This window comes from Mesorhizobium sp. M1396 (assembly GCF_040317725.1).
Classification (GTDB): Bacteria; Pseudomonadota; Alphaproteobacteria; order Rhizobiales; family Rhizobiaceae; genus Mesorhizobium.
In genome coordinates, this window is record NZ_JAMYLA010000020.1 from 86,097 (window position 1) to 107,220 (window position 21,124).

20 protein-coding genes are annotated in these 21,124 nt (G+C 64.1%); 17 read left to right on the top strand and 3 right to left on the bottom strand.

From position 1 onward, the window contains the following. The first annotated feature begins 29 nt into the window (after positions 1-29). The 4 genes from NKH02_RS15615 to NKH02_RS15630 all read left to right on the top strand — a co-directional run bounded on the left by NKH02_RS15615 (position 30) and on the right by NKH02_RS15630 (position 5,852). On the top strand, positions 30-1,499 hold the full coding sequence (locus NKH02_RS15615; protein WP_352879865.1) for a sugar ABC transporter ATP-binding protein: 1,470 nt from the start codon (positions 30-32) through the stop codon (positions 1,497-1,499). Position 1,500: 1 nt separating this feature from the next. Next, positions 1,501-2,481 (top strand): ABC transporter permease, encoded by a 981-nt coding sequence (locus tag NKH02_RS15620; RefSeq protein ID WP_352879866.1) that lies wholly within the window; start codon positions 1,501-1,503, stop codon positions 2,479-2,481. 3 nt (positions 2,482-2,484) lie between these two features. After that, complete coding sequence (locus NKH02_RS15625) at positions 2,485-3,432, top strand: ABC transporter permease (protein WP_352879868.1); 948 nt, start codon at positions 2,485-2,487, stop codon at positions 3,430-3,432. Between the two features lie 347 nt (positions 3,433-3,779). Further along, complete coding sequence (locus tag NKH02_RS15630) at positions 3,780-5,852, top strand: 3-hydroxyacyl-CoA dehydrogenase NAD-binding domain-containing protein (RefSeq protein WP_352879870.1); 2,073 nt, start codon at positions 3,780-3,782, stop codon at positions 5,850-5,852. A gap of 27 nt (positions 5,853-5,879) precedes the next feature. On the opposite strand, the gene NKH02_RS15635 is transcribed toward NKH02_RS15630, so the two are convergent. Next, entirely contained in the window at positions 5,880-6,686 is an 807-nt protein-coding gene (locus tag NKH02_RS15635) for a response regulator transcription factor (RefSeq protein ID WP_352879871.1), read from the bottom strand. 111 nt (positions 6,687-6,797) lie between these two features. On the opposite strand from NKH02_RS15635, the gene NKH02_RS15640 reads away from it, so the two are divergent. From NKH02_RS15640 to NKH02_RS15670, 7 genes are all read left to right on the top strand, one after another. Continuing rightward, positions 6,798-7,934: an ABC transporter ATP-binding protein gene (locus NKH02_RS15640; protein ID WP_352879873.1), complete on the top strand. Its 1,137-nt coding sequence runs from the start codon at positions 6,798-6,800 to the stop codon at positions 7,932-7,934. Then, positions 7,915-9,078 (top strand): ABC transporter substrate-binding protein, encoded by a 1,164-nt coding sequence (locus tag NKH02_RS15645; RefSeq protein WP_352879874.1) that lies wholly within the window; start codon positions 7,915-7,917, stop codon positions 9,076-9,078. The genes NKH02_RS15640 and NKH02_RS15645 overlap by 20 nt, the downstream gene beginning before the upstream one ends. A 75-nt stretch (positions 9,079-9,153) precedes the next feature. After that, on the top strand, positions 9,154-10,017 hold the full coding sequence (locus NKH02_RS15650; RefSeq protein ID WP_352879876.1) for an ABC transporter permease: 864 nt from the start codon (positions 9,154-9,156) through the stop codon (positions 10,015-10,017). Then, on the top strand, positions 10,017-10,829 hold the full coding sequence (locus NKH02_RS15655) for an ABC transporter permease (protein WP_352879878.1): 813 nt from the start codon (positions 10,017-10,019) through the stop codon (positions 10,827-10,829). The genes NKH02_RS15650 and NKH02_RS15655 overlap by 1 nt, the downstream gene beginning before the upstream one ends. A 10-nt stretch (positions 10,830-10,839) precedes the next feature. Further along, on the top strand, positions 10,840-11,601 hold the full coding sequence (locus NKH02_RS15660; RefSeq protein ID WP_352879879.1) for an SDR family NAD(P)-dependent oxidoreductase: 762 nt from the start codon (positions 10,840-10,842) through the stop codon (positions 11,599-11,601). 299 nt (positions 11,602-11,900) lie between these two features. Continuing rightward, positions 11,901-12,647 carry a hypothetical protein gene (locus NKH02_RS15665; RefSeq protein ID WP_352879881.1) on the top strand — a complete coding sequence of 249 codons (747 nt, stop codon included), beginning with the start codon at positions 11,901-11,903 and terminating at the stop codon, positions 12,645-12,647. A gap of 113 nt (positions 12,648-12,760) precedes the next feature. Beyond that, positions 12,761-12,949: a hypothetical protein gene (locus NKH02_RS15670; RefSeq protein ID WP_352879883.1), complete on the top strand. Its 189-nt coding sequence runs from the start codon at positions 12,761-12,763 to the stop codon at positions 12,947-12,949. A gap of 15 nt (positions 12,950-12,964) precedes the next feature. Here NKH02_RS15670 and NKH02_RS15675 read toward each other — a convergent pair whose 3' ends face one another. Continuing rightward, a complete protein-coding gene (locus NKH02_RS15675) occupies positions 12,965-13,291 on the bottom strand; it encodes a hypothetical protein (RefSeq protein ID WP_352879884.1) in 327 nt (108 codons plus the stop codon). A 32-nt stretch (positions 13,292-13,323) separates the two neighbouring features. Here NKH02_RS15675 and NKH02_RS15680 point away from each other — a divergent pair, with 32 nt between their 5' ends. Together NKH02_RS15680 and NKH02_RS15685 are read left to right on the top strand one after the other, a co-directional pair. Further along, on the top strand, positions 13,324-14,706 hold the full coding sequence (locus NKH02_RS15680; protein ID WP_352879886.1) for a glutamine synthetase family protein: 1,383 nt from the start codon (positions 13,324-13,326) through the stop codon (positions 14,704-14,706). Continuing rightward, positions 14,706-16,010, top strand: coding sequence for an NAD(P)/FAD-dependent oxidoreductase (locus tag NKH02_RS15685; RefSeq protein ID WP_352879888.1), 1,305 nt, complete (start codon positions 14,706-14,708; stop codon positions 16,008-16,010). The genes NKH02_RS15680 and NKH02_RS15685 overlap by 1 nt, the downstream gene beginning before the upstream one ends. A 41-nt stretch (positions 16,011-16,051) precedes the next feature. Here the strand turns inward: NKH02_RS15685 and NKH02_RS15690 are convergent, their stop codons facing one another. Continuing rightward, entirely contained in the window at positions 16,052-16,822 is a 771-nt protein-coding gene (locus NKH02_RS15690; RefSeq protein WP_352879895.1) for an IclR family transcriptional regulator domain-containing protein, read from the bottom strand. 113 nt (positions 16,823-16,935) lie between these two features. On the opposite strand from NKH02_RS15690, the gene NKH02_RS15695 reads away from it, so the two are divergent. From NKH02_RS15695 to NKH02_RS15710, 4 genes are all read left to right on the top strand, one after another. Next, positions 16,936-17,793, top strand: coding sequence for a CoA transferase subunit A (locus NKH02_RS15695; protein WP_352879890.1), 858 nt, complete (start codon positions 16,936-16,938; stop codon positions 17,791-17,793). After that, entirely contained in the window at positions 17,790-18,596 is an 807-nt protein-coding gene (locus NKH02_RS15700; protein WP_352866162.1) for a CoA-transferase subunit beta, read from the top strand. Before NKH02_RS15695 ends, NKH02_RS15700 begins: the two co-directional genes overlap by 4 nt. A gap of 1 nt (position 18,597) precedes the next feature. Then, a complete protein-coding gene (gene pcaF / locus NKH02_RS15705; RefSeq protein ID WP_352879897.1) occupies positions 18,598-19,803 on the top strand; it encodes a 3-oxoadipyl-CoA thiolase in 1,206 nt (401 codons plus the stop codon). A 150-nt stretch (positions 19,804-19,953) separates the two neighbouring features. Further along, the gene (locus NKH02_RS15710; protein WP_352866160.1) at positions 19,954-20,985 is read left to right on the top strand and encodes a BMP family protein; all 1,032 of its coding nucleotides are present in this window, start codon (positions 19,954-19,956) and stop codon (positions 20,983-20,985) included. Positions 20,986-21,124: the final 139 nt, after the last annotated feature.

Below are 21,124 nucleotides of genomic sequence, written 5' to 3' on the forward strand. Positions count from 1 at the left end.
TCCGTATCGCCGAGCGGATATCGTTGAGCATGCCTGAAGGGAACGCTGACATCATCAGACTTAACGGCGCCGAAAAGCATTTCGGCGCCGTTCGCGCACTGGGCGGCGTCGATTTTCACGTCGGGCCCGGTGAATGCGTCGGTCTCGTCGGCCACAATGGCGCCGGCAAGTCGACGCTGATGCACATGGTGGCGGGCACGCTGGTGCCCGACAGCGGGCAGATCGGCGTGCATGGCGGCATCGAGGACAACTACTCGGTATCACGGGCGCAGCAGCTCGGCATACGCTGCGTGTTCCAGGAGCTGTCGCTGTGCCCCAATCTCAGCGTCGCCGAGAACACGCGCATCAACCATGCTTCGCTGCGCGGGCTCGGCTGGCGGCGCAAGGCGGCGGATCTGATCGCGGCCAAGCTCGACGAGATTTTTCCGGGCCACAGCATTTCGCCGTCGGACATTGTCGGCGATCTGTCCATTGGCCGGCGCCAGATGGTCGAGGTGGCGCGCGCGTTCACGGTCAGGCAGGATCGGCTTGACCTCGTCATCCTCGACGAGCCGACATCGTCGTTGGACGCGCATACGGCTGGCCAGCTGCTGGCATTCGTGCGCCGCTTCGTCGCCGGCGGCAAAAGCTGCATCCTGATTTCGCATGTGCTGGGCGAGGTGCTGCGCAACGCCGACCGCATCGTGGTGATGCGCGACGGCAAGGTGGTTGTCGCAGACGCCGCCAGTGCCTTCGACCGCGACCGGCTGGTGACGGCGATGGGCGGAGCGGAAGCGCGCCAGAAGATCGCCGCCGAAATCGCTGCCGCCAAGACCGGGGCCAGCCCGCTGCGGGTTCGGGCGCGGCCCGCCGCGCAGAAGGACGGTACCGACCTTGTCGCTTGCGCCGGCGAGATCATCGGCCTTGCCGGGTTGGCCGGCCATGGCCAGACCGATCTGCTGCTGGCGATCTTCGCCGCGGCGTCGCGCAATAAAGCAGGCATCGAGGTGACGGCACCGGTGGCACTGGTCGCCGGCGACCGCCAGGCGGACGGCATTTTTCCGCAATGGTCGATCGCGCAAAACATCGGCATCCGCTCGCTGGCGCGCCTGCGCAACGGGCTGTTGATCTCGCCGCAGCGCGAGGCGGAGCTTGCTGCATTTTGGCAAAAGAAGATCGGCATCCGCACGCCGGACATGAACAACAACATCTTCTCGCTATCGGGCGGCAACCAGCAGAAGGCGTTGTTTGCCCGCGCCCTCGGCTCGGATGCACAGATCGTGCTGATGGACGATCCGATGCGCGGCGTCGACATCGGCACCAAGCTGGAAGTCTACGACCTCGTGCGCGAGGAAGCAGGCCGCGGCCGTACCTTCCTCTGGTACACCACCGAAACCGAAGAGCTCGACAATTGCGACCACATCTATGTTTTCAAGAACAGCCGCATCGTCGCCAATCTGCGCCGCGACGAGTTGACGGAAGAGAAGATCATCCAATCCTCGTTCGGCGATGCGGCCTAAGATGACGGCCGCCAGTCTCGAAACCGCTGCCAGGACTTCCGCCGAGCGTGGCGCGCTGGCCCGCGCCCGCCTGTTGCGGGGGCTGCTGCCGGCGCTGTCGTTGGCACTGGTGCTGCTTGCCATCGCATGGCTCAACCCGCGCGCCATCAGCTATTTCGGCTTTAGCCTGATGCTCAATTTGGCGATTCCGATCGCGCTGGCGACGATCGCGCAGATGTTCGTCATATCAGGTAACGAGCTCGACCTGTCGATCGGCACTTTCGTCGGCTTCGTCGGCTGCGTCACCGCGACCTGGCTGAAGGACGCGCCGCTCATCGGCGTCGTCATCCTGCTCGGGTCGATCGGCGTCTATGCGCTGCTCGGCGCGCTGATCCATCTGCGCAACCTGCCTTCGATCGTGGTGACGCTCGGCATGAGCTTCGTCTGGCAGGGGCTGGCGATTCTCATTCTGCCCAAACCAGGCGGCAAGGCGCCGGACTGGCTGCTTGGGCTGATGGCGTTCAAGCCGCCTTTCGTGCCGTTCCCGATCATCGCCGCGCTGCTGATCGGGCTCATCGTTCATTTCGGCCTCATGCGCACCTCCTATGGCGTGATCCTGCGCGGCTCGGGCGGCAATCCGGCGGCACTCGGCCGCGCCGGCTGGTCGCTGCTCAAGACCAAGATCGTGCTGTTTTCGTTGGCCGGTCTGTTCGGCGTGCTGTCGGGCATGGCGCTGATCGGCATCACCACCTCGGCCGATGCCAATATCGGCAATGGCTATACGCTGCTGGCGATCGCTGGCGTCATCCTCGGCGGCGGCGAGTTCGTCGGCGGGCGGGTGTCGCCGATCGGCGCGGTAATCGGCGCGCTGACGCTGGCGCTGGCGGCCTCTCCGCTGCTCACCTTCATGCACATCCCACCCGACTGGCAGGTGGCCGCCAACGGCGCCATCCTGATCATCGTGCTGGCGGCGCGGGTGCTGATCAGCCGCAAGGAGAGGTGAGCGATGGCATCGGTGAAATCGCTGCTCAACAAACCCTGGATCTGGTCTTTTCTCGGCGCGCTTCTGGTCTGGCTGGCGACGATCGTCTTCACCGGCGGATACGGCGGCGGCGGCATGGTCACCGCCGCCCTGTCGCTGGCGGTGTTCACTGTCATCGTCGGTGTCGGCCAGATGTTCGTCATCACGCTCGGCCCGGGCAATGTGGACCTGTCGCTGCCCGCCAATATCGGCCTCGCCAGCGCCGTCGCCATGAAGGTGATGGACGGCAACGATTCCATGATCGCGGTCGGGCTGCTGACGGCGCTTGCCTGTGGCGCGGCGGTCGGCGCCGTCAACTATCTGCTGATCTGGGCGCTGCGCATTCCGCCGATCATCGCAACGCTGTCGGCCAGCTTCATCATCCAGTCGATCGACATCAGCTACGGACGCGGGCTGCAGATCAAGCCGCCGCCGGGCTTCGCCGATTTCGCCAACTGGCAGGTGCTGGGCATTCCGGTGCTGGCGATCCTCACCGTGCTGTTCACCATCGGTGCGGCCATCGCGCTGCAGCGCATGATCTATGGCCGCTCGGTGCTGGCGATCGGCCAGAACATCCGTGCCGCGTGGCTCGCCGGCGTCAATGTCGGCCGCATACGCTTCCTCACCTACACGCTGTCGGGCGCGCTCGGCGGCATCGACGGCGCGCTGCTCGCCGGCTATTTCCGCGGCGCCAATGTCGACATCGGCAATGAGTACCTGCTGGCTTCGATCGCCGTCGTCGTCATCGGCGGTACGTCGGTAGCCGGCGGCAAGGCGAATGTCCCCGGTGTCTGGGGCGCGGCGTTGTTCCTGGTGCTTTTGCTGACCATGCTCAACACCTTCGGCGTCAGCGCCGGCGTGCGATTGCTGCTGACAGGGCTGATTATCGTCGGGGTGATTACGGCGGCGGGCGGGCAGAAGGCGCTGCGGTGAGGTGGTGGTGGGATAAACGTCGATGCTGGCGGGACAGCACCCCCCTCTGTCCTGCCGGACATCTCCCCCGCAAGGAGGGAGATTGGCAGCCTTAACGCCTCGCTCACTCTTACAGCGTTGGAGATTGGCGAAAGCCGAGGCGACGTCCAATCTCCCCCCTTGCGGGGGAGATGCCCGGAAGGGCAGAGGGGGTGTGTGAAGGATCGCTACTTTCGGAGATGATGGCGGCCAGGCACCTCGAACGGCTAATCATTGTGCCAGGCCGGCATCCGGTTCCCATCCGCGCCATGGCGCTGTAAATCCGGCTTGCGCGGCCATGGCTGCTGATTAGTGCTGGGAGGTTTTGCTTGTCCGATTTCCTCAGGATCAACCGCGATGGCGGTGTCGCCATCGTCACCATCGACAATCCGCCGGTCAATGCGCTGAGCTTCCACCTTCGCGAACCGCTGATGCAGGCGCTGGTTGAGCTGCGCGACGATGCGTCGGTTGCTGCCGTCGTCATCGTTTGCGCCGGCCGGACCTTTGTCGCCGGGGCCGACATCACCGAATTCGGCAAGCCGGTGCAGCAGCCCGATCTGCGCGCCATCGTGGCGACACTGGAATCGATCACCAAGTCGACCGTTGCCGCCATTCATGGCACCGCGCTTGGCGGCGGCCTGGAATTGGCGCTCGGGTGCCATTTTCGCGTTGCCGATACCGGCGCCAAGCTCGGCCTGCCGGAGGTGAAGCTTGGTCTCTTGCCAGGCGGCGGCGGCACGGTGCGGCTGCCGCGCCTTGTCGGCGCGCTGAAGGCCTTGAAGATGATCGTTTCCGGTGCCCCGATCAGTGCGACCGAGGCGCATGCCGCCGGTCTGGTCGATGCCGTCTTCGAAGGCGATCTGACCACGCATGCCGTCAACTTTGCCAGGGAGCTAGCCCGCAAGGGTGGCCCCTTCACCCCGGTGCGCGATCGCGATGACGGGCTCAAGGAGACCGACCTGGCGGCTCTCGACGCCGAGGCGGCGGATCTTGCCAGGAAGGCGCGCGGCCTCGATGCGCCGATCGCCTGCGCACTGTCGGTGCGCAATGCCGTCACGCTGCCCTTCGACCCGGCGCTGGCGGCGGAGCGCGCGCTGTTCGTGAAACTGGTCGGCAGCGACCAATCGCGGGCGCAGCGCCATCTGTTCTTCGCCGAACGTGAGGCGGCGAAGATTTCGGCCAAGGATGTCGTCAAGCGCAGGATTGCCCGTATCGGCGTCATCGGCGCCGGCACGATGGGCGGCGGCATCGCCATGGCCTTCGCCAATGGCGGTTATCCCGTCACCTTGCTGGAAACCAGCCACGAGGCGTTGCAGCGCGGCTTGGCGACCATCGACAAGAACTACTCGGTGTCCGTCACGCGCGGCTCGTTGACCGAAGATGCCAAGCGCCAGCGGCTCGCCCAGTTCACGGGTTCCACCGACTATGCCGATCTCGCCGATTGCGACCTGATCGTCGAGGCGGTGTTCGAGGACATGGCGGTCAAGAAGGAGGTGTTCGGCAAGCTCGAAGCGGTGGCGAAGCCCGGTGCGATCCTCGCCACCAACACGTCCTATCTCGACATCGACGAAATCGCCGCCTCGACCTCACGGCCGCAGGATGTGGTCGGGCTGCATTTCTTCTCGCCGGCCAATGTCATGAAGCTGCTGGAGATCGTGCGGGCGCAGAGGACCGCGCCCGACGCGCTGGCAACCGTCGTCGACTTGGCGCGGCGGATCGGCAAGGTGGCCGTCGTCGTCGGTGTGTGCCATGGCTTCGTCGGCAATCGCATGCTGGCGGCGCGTGGTTCGGAATCCGAAGCGCTTCTTTTGGAAGGCGCTACGCCACGTCAGATCGACCAGGTGTTCACCGATTTCGGCTGGCCGATGGGACCGTTCCAGATGGGCGATCTGGCCGGGCTCGACATCGGCTGGCGCAACCGCAAGGCGCAGGGCCTCACAGCCGTCATCGCCGACACGCTGTGCGAACAGGGACGGTTCGGCCAGAAGACCGGCAAGGGGTTTTATCTCTATGAGAACGGTTCGCGCACACCGGTTCCGGACCCGCAAGTCGAGGCGCTGATCCGCGCCGAGGCGGACGAAAAGGGCATCGCTCCGCGCGCGATCAGTGCGGAAGAAATCATCGAGCGCACGCTCTATCCCCTGATCAATGAGGGCGCGAAGATCCTGGAGGAAGGGATCGCGGCCCGCGCGTCCGACATCGATATCGTGTGGGTCAATGGCTACGGATTTCCCGTCGGCAAGGGCGGCCCAATGTTCTGGGCCGGTCTCGAAGGGGCGGGCAAGATTATCGAGCGGCTCGAGTACTGGCATCAGCGCACCGGCAAGGACGTTTTCAAGCCGGCGCCACTGCTCAAGACAATGGCCGAGACGGGTTCCTGGGAAGCCGGCGCAACAGTCTGATCGAGCGGTGATTCAAGGCCGGAGAAATTACCGGATCCGCGCGTCGATGATCTCGACGAAGCGCGCGAAGAGGCCGGCCTGCGACTTGATCTTGAGCTTGCGGTAGATGTTGCGGCGATGGACCTTCACGGTTCCCGGCACGATGCGCATGGCCCGGGCGATCGACTCCGTCGAGTGCCCCTGCAGCACCAGGTCGACGACATGCTTTTCGCGCGGCGTCAGTGACAGGCTCTCCCATATGTGAGCGCGATCGAATTCGTTGACCGGCGCTATCGTCTCGTCCCGCTTCACTGCTGCCGGCTCGTCGGCCGGAAGGGCGGGCCAACGCAACCTGATGAAGCTGATAACCGCCGGTGCCATGTCGCGCAGCAGCCTGGCATCGGCGGTGCCGAACGGGCCCGAGGCGCGCAGCCGCATCAGTGAGAGCACCAGCGCATCCTTGCCGGGCAGCGGCACGAAGAAGCCGACCTCCTCGGCCAGCCTAGTCTGGCTGTAGTAGGAGCGAAAATACTCGCTGGCGTAGAAGCGGTCCGGCGCCAGTTCGCGCATGCGCCAGAACCCTTCCTTGCGCTCGACCGCCGCGTGATGGAACGGGTCGAGCAGATACGGCCCCTCCTGATAGAGCGCGACGAAGACGTGGCTTTCGGCTGGCGAGAACGTCTCGAAGAGCAGAGGCGGGCGCGAGGCGCCGCGATAGCCGAAGATCACGCAGTGATCGAAGCTGACATGCTGCCGCAGCCAATCGACCAGCGCCTGGCCGAACAGGTCGCCGCTGGTCTCTCGCGTTGCCGCGACCAGCGTGGCGAGCCGGCTGTATTCGTCGCTGCGGGACAATCCATACCCCCTTAAACGAGAAAATAGATCAGATATACCACCTGCGAGGTATATACTAGCCGGCATTGGCTCTGGTAGCGTCTTGAAATTGCCCCGGGGAGTCCGCAGCCTTTGACCGCAGTGCCCGACATCGAGTTTCGCGGCGTCACAAAGCGCTATGGCAGCGTGACGGCAGTGAGCGGCATCGATCTTGCCGTCCCGCCATCCGCTTTCGTCGCTCTGCTCGGGCCGTCCGGCTGCGGCAAGACCACCTGCCTGCGCATGATCGGCGGTTTCGAACAGCCGAGCGAAGGCCAGGTGTTCATTCGCGGCCAGGATATGGCCGGCACGCCGCCCTACCGGCGGCCGGTCAACATGGTGTTCCAGCAATACGCGCTGTTTCCGCATCTGGATGTCGAGGACAACGTCGCCTACGGGCTGCGCCAGGCAAGGCCGCGGTTGTCGTCGCGCGAGATCGGCCTGAGAGCCGGCGAGGCGCTCGAAATGGTGCGGCTTGCCGGCTATGGCCGTCGCAAGATCCACGAACTGTCCGGTGGCCAGCAGCAGCGTGTCGCGCTGGCACGCGCGCTGGTCAACAAGCCGGCGGTGCTGCTGCTCGACGAGCCGCTGGCGGCGCTCGACAAGAAGCTGCGGACCGACATGCAGATCGAGCTGCAGAACCTGCAGCGCGAGATCGGCATCACTTTCGTGCTGGTCACCCACGACCAGGAGGAAGCGCTGTCGATGAGCGATTTCGTCTGCGTCATGAATGGCGGCCGTATCGTCCAGCTCGGACAGCCGAGCGAGATCTATGACGAGCCGGCCGACCTGTTTGTCGCTGACTTCGTCGGTAAGACCAACCTCTTGAGCGGCAAGGTCGCCGGGCATACGGGCGATCTGGTGGAGGTGGCGCTAGCGGACGGCACCGTGATTGCCGCGCGCAAGCGCACCGCCTTGCAGCAAGGCGAGGCCGTGTCGGTCAGCCTTCGTCCTGAATCGCTCAGTCTCGGCACTTCAGAAAGCGGCCGCTTCAAAGGCATCGTCCGCAATCGGATTTTCCTGGGTTCGACAGCGGAATACGCGATCGAGGTCCAGGGCATTGGAACGCTGCTCGCCAAGGCCGATCATCTGATCGGCCACGGCAATCTCTTCAAGCCGGGTGAACCCGTCGCCATCGGCTTTGCCTCCGGAACGCCGCTGGCGTTTCCGGACCCCAAGAACAACGGGACCAACCAGAGGGTAGATAAACATGTCGAAATCATATCGTGATGGACTGCCGATAAGCCCTGAGAACTTTGTCGACCAGCTGATGCGTTTGAAGCGCGGCTCGATCGGCCGCCGCGATTTTCTTGGCCTCACCGGCCTTGGCATCGCGACGGCGGTGATGGCGCGCGAGATCGGAATCATGCCGACGCCGGCCTTTGCCGCTGAAAGCCTTGGCGACCGCATGTCGATCGCCACCTGGCCGAACTATCATGACCCGGCGACATTCGAGAATTTCAAGAAGGAAACTGGCGTTGCCGTCGAGGTCAACGTGTTCGGCTCCAACGAGGAGATGCTGGCCAAGCTGCAGGCGGGCGCCTCGGGCTGGAGCCTTTTCGTGCCGACCAACTACACGATCTCGACCTACAAGAAGCTCGGCATCATCGAGCCGCTGGATATGGCGAAGCTGCCGAATTTCGACGGCTCGCAGGAGGACCCGCGCTTCACTGGGGAAGGCACGATCGACGGCGTGGCCTACGCGGTGCCGAAGAACTGGGGCACCACCGGCTTTGCCGTCAACACCAAGAAGCTGACCAAGCCGATGACCAGCTGGAAGGAGTTCTGGGACACCGCCATGGCGGAAGGCGACAGCCGCACCATGGTGCACGACTACCAGCTCACCACGATCGGCAATGCCCTGAAATATTACGGCTACTCGTTCAACTCGCTCAAATCAGACGAACTAGCCAAGGCGGAGGAACTGCTGCTGAAGGTCAAGCCGCATCTGTTCGCGGTTTCATCCGACTACCAGCCGGGAATGCGCGCTGGTGACGCCTGGATGACCATGTGCTGGACGAACGATGGCGCGCAGTTGCATCGCGACATTCCTGAGATCGCCTATGTGCTGGGCAAGGAAGGCGGCGAGATCTGGACCGACTTCTATGCCATCCCGAAGGACGCGCCGAACAAGCCCGCCGGTTACGCTCTGCTCAACTACCTGATGAACCCGCAGGTGGCGGTGAAGGAGCATCTGGCCAATGGTGCGCCATCGACCGATGCGCGGGTCAACAAGCTGCTGCCGAAGGAGGTGCTCGACAATCCGATCCTTTATCCGGCGGCGGACCTGTTGACGCCGCTGGAATTCGGCGCGGCGGCAACGCTGACCGATCCCGGCCGTGCCGAATTGATGGCGCGCTTCAAGTCGGCCTGAACCGCGCGGCCTCAAATTCGACTCAGATAACTTGACCGGCGGGTTCATTCCCGCCGGCACCGGGGCAATCTCTCCATGCACGGCAGCCGTTTTCGCAAGAACCTTCTGACCGCCATGCTGCTCGGTCCGGCGGCCGCGTGGCTGGTGGTGTTTCTGGTGCTGCCGTTCATCGCCATCGCCGTATTCAGCGTCGGCGAACGGGCGCCGGAAGGCGGCTATCAGGCGGCTTTTACTTTCGCTCAATATGCCAATCTTCCAGCGCGGGCGACCGCTTTCTGGAACACGATGGTGCTGGCGCCGGTGGGGGCGCTTGCCTGCCTGCTCGTCGCCTATCCGGTTGCCTATTACCTTGCCTTGCAGGCGCCGCAGCGTTGGCGTCTGATCCTGCTGGCGCTGGTCGTCATTCCGTTCTGGACCAGCCTTCTGATGCGGACCTATGCCTGGATGTATGTGCTGGGCGGGCGCGGCATTCCGGCATTGCTCGCCTATATCGGGTTCGAGGATGTCAGACTGATCAACACGCCGGGCGCGGTGCTGCTCGGCATCGTCTATGGCTATCTGCCGCTGATGATCCTGCCGATCTATGTCAGCCTCGAGCGGCTCGACCGCCGGCTGCTTGAAGCCTCCGCCGATCTCGGTGCAACACCGATTTCGACCTTCCTCGGGGTGACCCTGAAACTGTCGCTGCCGGGCGTGATGACCGGCTTCTCGCTGGTGATGATCCTGCTGCTCGGCGAATATCTGATCCCGACGCTGCTCGGCGGCGGCAAGGTGTTCTTCATCGGCAATGCGCTGGTCGACCTGTTCCTGCAGTCGCGCAACTGGCCGTTCGGATCGGCCATCGCGATCACGCTGGTGCTGGTCTCGGTGGTGGTGCTGATCGCCGCCAACCGCATCTCGACCCGGGTTTCGGGCGCGCGCCGGGTGGATCTGATCTGATGCGCGCCTTCGTCATTGCCGTCTTCGCCTTCCTTTATCTGCCGATCGCACTGGTCGTGCTGTTCTCTTTCAACGCCGGTCACCATGCGAGCGAGTTCACCGGCTTTTCGGTGCAATGGTATGGCAAGGCGCTGGCGAACCCGTTCCTGGTCGAAGCGCTGAAGAACAGCCTGTTCATCGCCACCACCAGTGCGTCGCTGGCGGCGTTATGCGGCACCGCGGCCGCGCTCGGCCTGGCGCGCGTCAGCGTGCGGACCCGTGCTATCTTCGATGCGCTTCTGGGTGCCGCTATCGTCGTTCCGGGTGTCGTCATCGGCATCTCGACGCTGGTCGCGCTCGTCCAGCTGTTTACGGTCGTCAACCCGTTTCTCGCCTCGATCTGGCCCGATGACAAACCGCCGCGCCTGGCGCTCGGCTATGGTTCGATCATCGCGGCGCACGGGCTGTTCTCCATGGCGCTGGTGACGATGATCGTCGGCACGCGCCTCGGCAGCCTCGATCGCAATCTGGTCGAGGCCTCGAGCGATCTCTATGCCACGCCGCTGACGACGTTCCGATCGATCGTGCTGCCGCAGATCATGCCGGCGGTCGTTGCCGGCTTCCTGCTCGCCTTCACTTTCTCCTTCGACGATTTCATCGTCGCCTTCTTCGTCGCCGGCGCGCAGACGACGCTGCCGATCTATGTCTTCGCGTCGATCCGGCGCGGGGTAACGCCGGAAATCAATGCCATCGCGACGATCGTGCTCGTCGCCTCCGTGCTGATTGTGGTGCTTGCCCAATGGCAGCTGCGTCAGCGCAAACCATCGAACTGAAAGTCGCATCATGATCCTCAAAGACCGCATCGCCGTGGTGACAGGCGCCGGCTCCGGCATCGGGCGCGCCGGCGCCATGATCATGGCCAGGGAGGGCGCGATGGTCGTCATCGCCGACAGGGATGAGGCCGCTGGCGAAGCCACGGCTTCGGACATCCGGGCAGTGGGCGGCCGGGCCGAGGCGATCGCGACCGATGTCGCTGAGGACGCGGCGGTCGAGCAACTCGTTGCCGGCACGCTCGACAGGCATGGGCGCATCGACATCCTGCACAATCACGCCGGTATCCAGGTCGGCGGCACGCTGACCGAAGTCGAGACCGAAGGCATGGATGCCTCGTGGCGGGTCAATGTGCGGGCGCAGTTCCTGGCGGCGAGGTTGGTCATGCCGTCGATGGTCGCACGAGGCGGCGGTGTCATCCTCAACACCGCCTCCAATTCGGGCGTGTTCTACGACCGCGAGATGATCGCCTACGCCACCTCCAAACATGCGGTGGTGGCAATGACGCGGCAGATGTCGCTCGACTATGCCCGGCACAATGTCCGCGTCAACGCGCTCTGCCCAGGCTGGGTCGACACGCCGTTCAACGAACCGTTCATCGCCCAGATGGGCGGACGCGAGGCGATCGAGACCTATGTCCGCACCAAGATCCCTATGGGGCGCTGGGCCAGCGCCGAAGAGATCGCGGAAGCGATCCTATTCCTCGTCTCCGACCGCTCCTCTTTCATGACCGGCCAGGCGCTGGTGATCGATGGCGGCGAAAGCATCGGCTGAGACTATGATTTCGCCGCCAGCCCCTTTATTTCAGCGCCTTTCCGATACACTGCTCCACGACTTTTCCGTGCTGCCGGGTCGGCAGCCAGGACTATGGTCCGATCGGCATGGGACTTCAGTGCCATGGCCGTTCGTGATCGGATATTTGCATTAAATATCAGATAGTTACCATTCTCGGCGGTTCCAGCTCGCGTATTGAGACCGCATTTGTCTAAAGTTTACTCTGAACAATTAGGGATTCCTCATACGACGGTCGCTAGCGGTTGGGCGAAGAGCGGCGATTCCCCGAGGAGGTTACCATGACAAATCGAAAGACTCTGTTCGCGGCGCTTGCCGCATTGGCGCTTCTGGCGTCTCCGGCAATCGCCGAAGCTGGCGGCAACGGGCACGGCGGCGGCAACGGCAATGGGGGTGGAAATGGCCACGGTGGTGGCAACGGCCATGGCAACAGCGGCGCTTCGCACGGCAAGTCGTCGGCTCCTGGGCAGGTGGCCAAGGCCGAAGCGGACGACTCCACGGTCGATAAGACCGCAAAGGTCTCGTCCGTGTCCAAGGAGAAGAACATCCACGCCAAGCTTGGCCGGCTGAATTCGCTGCAGCGCAACATCAACGCCTACATGAACTCCAAGAGCAAGAAGTTCGCCGCTATCCAGGCTTTCGTGACGCAGTCCGCGAAAGCCAAGGTCGCCGAGGCCGCCGCTGAGGCGGCCCAGGATAAGCTGGATGCGCTGAATTCGCAGTTGAGCGCCTTGACGTCGCTGACGGCCGAACAGATTGCGGCCATGACGCCCGAAGATCAGGCGGCCTTGCCTGGGAAGATAACGGATCTGCAGGCCGAAATCACCGCCCAGGAGGCAGAGGTCGCCGCCGCCAATGACGCGGCGACGGCGGCAGCGACCGGCACCGATGATGCATCGCTCGACGCGGCGCTGACGGACATGGCCAACAAGCCCGTCGATGCCGATGTCACCGCTTGGGCCCAAGGCGTCCTTGCCGACAAGATCGACCAGACGGCGGCAGCGATTGAAGCGGAAACGACGCCGTAGCGAATCGTCGCCGAAACGGCAGTAGCGGAGTCAAGGATGCCGCCGGGCCTCGCCCGGCGGCATTGCTGTGAGTCCCAGCCCGGCCGTCTTCAACCAGTCCGCGAAGGTGGTCATTGCCTGCGAGTTCTGACACCTGCACCGCACCGGCCGACATCTACCGTGACATCGTCGACGTCTTCCGGTTGCAGCAATCGCTGCGCGAACACCTGAATATCCTCGACCATCTTGAAAGCCGGCAGTATGAGTTGGCTGCCGATCTGCTTCGCATTCGTCTGCGACTCTCCCGCAACCCGCGACCATAGCGCTGTTCGGCATGATCAGCCGGCCGGAATGACGAGGATTAATTGACGCGTAAAGCCAGCCCGACCATCGCGCTGTTTCCCGAAGCGAGTTTCGGACCAGCTTTGAGTTGTGTCGGCTTCGCGCAGGCGCTGCGTGCGAGAGGCGCCCGACCCGGGGCCGGGCACAATGCACGCCGTGCCGGCGAGACCGGCGTTGGTGACCATATCGGCCGTGATGCCTGGACCGAAGGAGTATTGGAGAAAGCCATTCTCGGCCTGCTGGCCGATGACGCCATGCGCGCCCGCTTGAAGCGGAATGCAGCCCAAATGGTGCTGAAACCTGGAACGGATGTGGCCGCGCAAGCCATACTCTCTCTGATACGGACATGAACGAAATGCCTGACCAAATCACGACGAATAACTCCGCCCTGAACAACGCCGATCCGAAAAGCTGGCTGGCCCTGCACGGCATCAACGAGGTCGAGTGCCTGGTGCCCGACATGAACGGCGTGCTGCGCGGCAAGGCCTTGCCGGTGGCCAAATTCCTCCAGGCGCTGGAAGACCGCGCGCTCTATTTGCCGAGCAGCGCCTTCCTGGTCAGCATCGACGGCCGCTATTCCGGCGCGATCGACGAGGGTTTTGCCTATTCGGACCCGGACATGCGCATGGTGCCTGATGTTTCGACGCTCTGCCTCGCGCCCGGCGCCGCTGCTGGCAAGGCCTATGTCTTCGCCGATGCCTTCCACATGGACGACCGGCCATGGATGGCCTCGCCGCGCCATGTACTGCGGGCCGTGCTCGATCTCTACGCCAGGCGCGGCTGGCGGGCGGTGGTGGCGCCGGAGCTCGAATTCTATCTCACCGCGCCCAATCCCGATCCCGACCAGCCACTGACCGCACCGATCGGCGCCAACGGCCGGACTGAAACCGTGCAGCATCCCTATGACATGGTGGCACTCGAGGAGTTCGAGCCGGTGATCCGCCGCATCTATGATTATGCGGCGGCGGCCGGATTGCCGCTCGACACGTTGATCCATGAATCGGGCACGGCGCAGCTGGAGATCAATTTCCTGCATGGCGATGCGCTGCCGCTGGCCGACAAGGTGCTGCTGTTCAAGCGGTTGACGCGCCAGGCCGCACAGCAAAGCGGCATGCATGCCACCTTCATGGCCAAGCCGATCGCGGCACAGGCGGGAAGTTCGATGCATCTGCACATGTCCATCATCGACGAGGCCGGCAAGACGCTGTTTGCCGGCGGCGACGATGCCGACACCGAAATGTTCGGTCATTTCATCGGCGGCCTGCAGAAATATGTCCCGGAAATCATGCTGCTGTTCGCGCCGAACGTGAACTCGTTCCGCCGCATAAGGCCGAACCACAGCGCGCCGGCCAACATCGAATGGTCGCATGACAACCGCTCCTGCGGCTTGCGCGTGCCGGCTGGTGGCCGCGCCGCGCGGCGGGTGGAGAACCGATTGCCGGGTGCCGATTCCAATCCTTATCTGGCGATAGCCGGCTCGCTGCTCGCCGGCTATCTCGGCGTCGAACAGAAACTGGCGCGGTCGACCGAGGCGTCTGGCAATGCCTATAAGATCAAGAGCACGCTGCCGAAGACCATGGAGGAGGCGCTTGACCGTTTCGCTGCTTGCGACCCGGTGCGGGCGCTGCTCGGCGAGGATTTCTTCCAGACCTATCTGCGCGTCAAGAGCGTCGAACTCGACCTGTTCCAGGGCGTCGTGACGAGTTGGGAACGCGACCACCTGCTGCTCAAGGTGTGATGATGGCCTCCAGTTCAACGGGTTTCAATTCGGGCCTCGATATCGGCAGATCCTACTATGTCGCCACCGCCAATCCAGCGCTGGACCATCCGGCGCTGGTGGGAGATGTCGACGCCGATTTGGTGGTGGTCGGCGGCGGCTGCACCGGGCTGTCAGCCGCCCTTCACGCCGCCGAGCGCGGATTGAAGGTGGTGCTGCTCGAGGGCGGCAAGATCGGCTGGGGCGCCTCGGGGCGCAATGGCGGCCAGATGATCCCCGGCCTGCGCAAGGGCGCCAAGGGTCTGGTCAAGCTCTATGGGTCTGAGCGGGCAAAGGCGTTGTTCGATCTCGCCTTCGAGGCGCGCGGGCTGGTGCTCGATATCATCGAGCGCCATGCCATCGATTGCGATCTCAGGCTGACCGGCCATCTGGTCGGCGCGGTCAACGGCTCCGATCTTAGGGATCTTGAGGAGGAGGCCGAGTGCCTGGCCACGGTGATGAAGTTTCCGAATGCCGAAATCCTTTCGGCGGCGGAAGCCCGCGACAAGGTCGACACGCCCTATCACGGCGCGATGTACGAACCGCTTGGCGGCCACATGCATCCGCTCAATTACACGCTCGGCCTTGCCCGCGCCGCGATAGCTGCCGGCGTCACCATCCACGAGAATTCGGTTGCCATGCGGCTGGAGCGCGAGCCTTCGATCCGGGTCTCGACATCAAAGGGTTCGGTCCGCGCTAAACATGTCGTGCTGGCGGGCGATGCGCTGCTCAGTGGGCTGGAGCCGCGCGTCAACAGCCGTATCATGCCGGTCGGCAACTACATCGTCGCCACCGAGCCGCTGGAAGGCAAGCGCAATGTCATCCCAGCCGATGTCGCAGTGTCGGACACACGCTTCGTCGTCAACTACTACCGGATGTCGGCGGACGGACGCCTGCTGTTCGGCGGCGGCGAGCGCTACACCCCGTCACCGCCGGCGGATATCGCCGGCTTCGTGCGGCCGCATATGGAAAAGACCTTCCCGCAACTTCAGGGCTGCCGCATCGATCATGCCTGGGGTGGGCTGGTGTCGGTGACGACGTCACGGCTGCCGCATGTAGGGCACTATGGCGAGGTCTATTTCGCGCATGGCTATTCCGGCAAGGGCGTCATCCTGTCGACGCTGTCGGGGAAGCTGTTGGCCGAAGCGATCACCGGCGACGCCTCGCGGCTCGACCTGTTCTCGACGCTGACCCCGATGCCGTTCCCCGGCGGCACGGCGCTGCGCGGTCCGCTCTATGTGCTGGGGATGCTGTGGTACGCCATGCGGGATCGCATCAAGCATTGAGGCCGCGCTGTCCCGCCGACGTCGAAGGTTGGACGAGCCACTTAAACCACAAAGAAATCCTCGATGCGCTGCCTGGCTCCAAGCAGCGCTGGCAGGATTTCCCGCTCCATCTCCGCGACGGAGAAGCGGGCGGACTGGGTCGAGATGTTGATTGCCGCGACCGTGCTTCCCGAGCGGTCGCGGATCGGCACGGCGATCGAGCGCAGGCCAAGCTCCAATTCCTCGTCGACGATGGCAAAGCCGTCCGCTTTCGCCTTCGCGATAGCCTCGGCCAGCAACGGCTTTTCGGTGATCGTCTTCGGCGTCCGCCTCTCGATCATTGCCTGGCCGAGAAATGCGTCCAATTCCTGGGGCGTCATGCCAGCAAGCAGGATGCGCCCCATCGAGGTGCAATAGGCCGGCAGTCTGGTGCCGACATCGAGCGACACGCTGAGGATACGACGACCGGGAATACGGGCGACATAGACGACATCCTGTCCCGACAGGATCGCGGCCGAGCAGGCCTCGTTCAGCTGTGCCGCCACCGCGCGCATGATGGGGGCGGCGAAGGTCCACAGCGAGGCGCCGCCGAGCCAGGTGCGGGCGACACTTAGCAGGCGCGGCGACAGCGAGAACACGCGGCCGGCCTGGGTGGCATAGCCGGTGGCGGTCAGCGTCAGCAGGAAGCGGCGGGCACCGGCGCGGGTCAGGCCCGCCGCCTCGGCCATTTCGGTCAGCGTCATCCCCGAGGGGTGCCGGGCCAGGATCTCCATGACGGCAAGGCCGCGCTCGAGCGAGCCGACATGATCACGGGAAACAGCCTCTTCGTCCATCTTGTCTCCACGGAACGGCATCAGGATTGACTCCACGCCTTCGCTTGGCGTAGAAAAGTATCGCATACAAAACATATGTTCGCAATACGAACATTCTGAAGGGAGCCGAAGCGATGGTCAAGTTCCTGCCGCTCAAACAGGCCGTGGCGGAGAATTTGAACCATGGCGACACGGTTGCCTTCGAGGGCTTCACCCATCTGATCCCGACGGCAGCGGCGCATGAGGCGATCCGCCAGAGGTTTCGCGACCTGACCCTGATCCGCATGACGCCGGATCTGATCTATGACCAGATGATCGGCATGGGCATGGCGAAGAAGATCGTCTTTTCCTATCTCGGCAATCCCGGCGTCGGCTTGCTTAGGCGCGCCCGCGACGCCATCGAGAACGGCTTTCCGCGCTCGCTCGAAATCGAGGAACATAGCCATGCCGGCATGGCCAACGCCTATGAGGCAGGCGCGGCCGGTCTGCCCTGCGCCGTGTTTCGCGGCTATCGCGGCGCCGGGCTGGCGGCGGTCAACCCGAACATCAGGTCGGTGACCTGTCCGTTCACCGGAGAGGTGCTGGCGGCTGTCCCTTCGATCCGGCCTGACGTCACCTTCATTCACGCACAGAAGGCCGACAAGAAAGGCAATGTGCTGGTCGAAGGCATCATCGGCATCCAGAAGGAAGCAGTACTGGCGGCCAAACGCGCGGTGGTGACGGTCGAGGAAGTGGTCGACAATTTCGACGATCTGCACCCCAATCTGACGGTGCTGCCGCGCTGGACGATCGCGGCGATATCGGTCGTGCCCGGCGGATCGCATCCGTCCTACGCGCATGGCTATTATGCGCGCGACAATGCGGCCTATCTCGAATGGGACGAGATCGCCGCCGACCGCGAGAAATTCCAGGCGTGGATGCAGGCCAACGTCATCGAGAAGAGCGCCGACGATTTCGCTGCTCGGGTCGAGTATCTGAGGAAAGCGGCATGAGCGACGATCAGACCCGCTTGGGCTTCACCCCGAACGAGATGATGACGATCGCCGCCAGCCGCGCGCTGCGGAATGACGATGTCTGCTTCGTCGGCATCGGTGCGCCATCGGCCGCCTGCAACGTGGCGCGGCTGACGCATGCGCCCGACATCACCTTGATCTACGAGAGCGGCACGATCGGCACCGCGCCCGACGTGCTGCCTCTGTCGATCGGCGACGGCGAATTGTGCGAAACCGCGGTCACCACCGTCGCGGTGCCGGAGATGTTCCGCTACTGGCTGCAGGGCGGGCGCATCTCGATCGGCTTCCTCGGTGCGGCGCAGCTCGACAAGTTCGGCAACATCAACACGACGGTCATTGGCGACTATTTTCATCCCAAGACCCGGCTGCCCGGCGGCGGCGGCGCGCCGGAGATCGCGACGTCGTCGAAGGAGATCTACATCACCATGGCGCAGACCAAGCGAGGGATGGTCGAAAAGATCGACTTCTTCACCTCCTTCGGCCATGGCGAGGGCGGCGATCATCGCAAGCGCCTCGGCATCGAGACATCAGGCCCGACCTTGCTGATCACCGACCTCGCCATCTGGAAGCCGGATCCGGTGAGCAAGGAATTCACCGTCGTGTCGCTGCATCCAGGCGTCACGCGCCAGCAGGTGCAGGAGAGCTGTGGCTGGGTGGTTAAGTTCACTGATACGCTTGACGAAACGCCGGCGCCAAGCGAACTCGAACTCAAGACATTGCGCGACCTGCAGGCCCGCACCAAGGCGGCGCATGAGGGAACCGGAAAAGCAAAGGCTGCATGACATGGCCGAGGCCTACATCTGCGACTACATCCGCACGCCGATCGGCCGTTTTGGCGGTTCGCTGTCTTCGGTGCGCGCCGACGACCTTGGCGCGATACCCCTGAGGGCGCTGGTCGAGCGCAATCCCGGCATCGACTGGCAGGCGGTCGACGACGTCGTCTATGGCTGCGCCAACCAGGCCGGCGAGGACAACCGCAACGTGGCGCGCATGGCGCTGCTGCTGGCCGGCCTGCCGAAGGAGATTCCAGGCTCGACGGTCAATCGCCTGTGCGGCTCCGGCATGGATGCGCTGACCATTGCCGCGCGCGCCATCAAGGCCGGCGAGGCGGAGTTGATGATCGCGGGCGGCGTCGAATCGATGAGCCGGGCGCCTTTCGTCATGCCCAAGGCCGACACGGCGTTCTCACGCAATGCCGAGATTTATGACACCACCATCGGCTGGCGCTTCGTCAATCCGCTGATGAAGAAGCAATATGGCGTCGATTCGATGCCGGAGACCGGCGAGAACGTGGCAGAAGAGTTCGCCATCTCCCGCGCGGCCCAGGATGCCTTTGCCGTGCGCAGTCAGGACAAGGCGGTCGCCGCACAAGCCAGTGGCCGCCTGGCGAAGGAAATCACAGCAGTGACCATCCCGCAGCGCAAGGGCGATCCGGTTGTCGTCACCAAGGACGAGCATCCTCGTGCCGGAACCACGGTCGAGGCGCTGGCCAAGCTGCCGACGCCGTTCCGGCAGGGCGGCACGGTGACGGCCGGCAATGCCTCCGGCGTCAATGACGGGGCGGCGGCGCTGATCGTCGCCTCGGAGGCCGCGATCAAGAAGTACGGCCTGACCCCGATCGCCCGCATCCTCGGCGGGGCCGCCGCCGGTGTGGCGCCGCGCATCATGGGCATCGGCCCGGCGCCGGCGACGCAGAAACTCTGCGCGCGGCTTGGCCTGACGCCAAAACAGTTCGATGTCATCGAACTCAACGAAGCCTTTGCCTCGCAAGGCATCGCCGTGCTGCGCCAGCTCGGCATCGCCGAGGACGCGGAACACGTCAACCCGAATGGCGGCGCCATCGCGCTCGGCCATCCCTTGGGCATGTCGGGTGCGCGCATATCCGGCACGGCGGCGCTGGAGCTTCGCGAACGCGGCGGCTGTTATGCGCTGGCGACGATGTGTATCGGCGTCGGCCAGGGTATCGCGGTCGCGCTGGAGCGGACCTGACGAGCAATCCTCGCTTGGCCGGCCAAGATCAAGAATCCGGCGCGTGGTTAAATTTGACCACGTGGACAAAAGTCCGGACCCGTTCCATAGTTCCCTGTCTGATTTTTAGAACGGCCGGCTCGACACGGCTGTCAAACAGAGGGGCACGAAATGGAAGACCGGAAGAACAAATCTAATTCGACACGCGAAGGGCTTTCGCGACGTAATGTGCTGGAGCTGGGCGCGCTCGGCCTGGCCGCGGCGATGCTGCCGGGCGCTGCCTTCGGCAAGGATAAGAAGCTGAAGGTGGCGGCGATCTTCGCCACGCCGATCGAGGAGCCATGGGATAACCAGATCCATGTCGCCCTGCAAAAGGCCGAGAAGGAACTCGGCATCGAGTACAAATGGTCGGAGAAGGTGCAGACCGCCGATTTCAGCCGCGTCATGCGCGAATATGCACAAGGCGGCTATCAGCTGGTGTTGGGCGATGCCTTCGCCGCCGAGCGTGAATCGCGTCGCACCGCCAAGCAGTTCCCGAAGACCGCCTTTCTGTTCGGCTCGGGCGCCGGGCCGGCGGAACCCAATTTCGGCGTCTTCGACAACTGGATCCACGAGCCGGCCTATCTGTCCGGCATGATCGCCGGCAAGATGTCGAAGTCGGGAACGATCGGCGCCGTCGCGGCGATGGGCATTCCGGAAGTGAACCGGCTGGTCAACGCCTTCTTCGCCGGCGCCAAGGAGGTCAATCCGAACATCAAGAAGAAGGTCGCCTTCATCGGCTCGTTCTTCGATCCGCCGAAGGCCAAGGAAGCGGCGGTCGCGCAGATCGACGCCGGCGCCGACGTCATCTATGCCGAGCGCTTCGGAGTCATCGAAGCCGCGGTGGAGAAGAAGGTACTTGCCATCTCCAACATGTCCGACCAGTCGAGCCTCGGCCCCGACACGGTCATCACCGGTCCCGTTTGGGACATGTATCCGACGGTCGAGCAGGCGATCAAACTGGTCAAGGCCGGCGTCTTCACCGCGCAGGACTACGGTGACTTCTCGCGCATGGCCAAGGGCGGCTCGTTCCTGGCGCCCTACCACAAGTTTGACAAGACGCTGCCGGCGGACGTCAAGGAACTGGTCGAGAAGAAGAAGGCCGAAATACTCGAAGGCAATTTCCGCGTCGACGTGGATGAGAACACGCCGGTTTCGGATTGAGTTTTACCCTCCCCCTTGTGGGGAGGGTCGATCCGCGAAGCGGAGCGGGGTGGGGGTCTTCGGCGCCGCGGGGGCCGCCCCCGGCGCCGCCACGCGAAGGGGCTCGAGCGGGGCGGCCCCGGGCCCCGCGCGGCGCGGG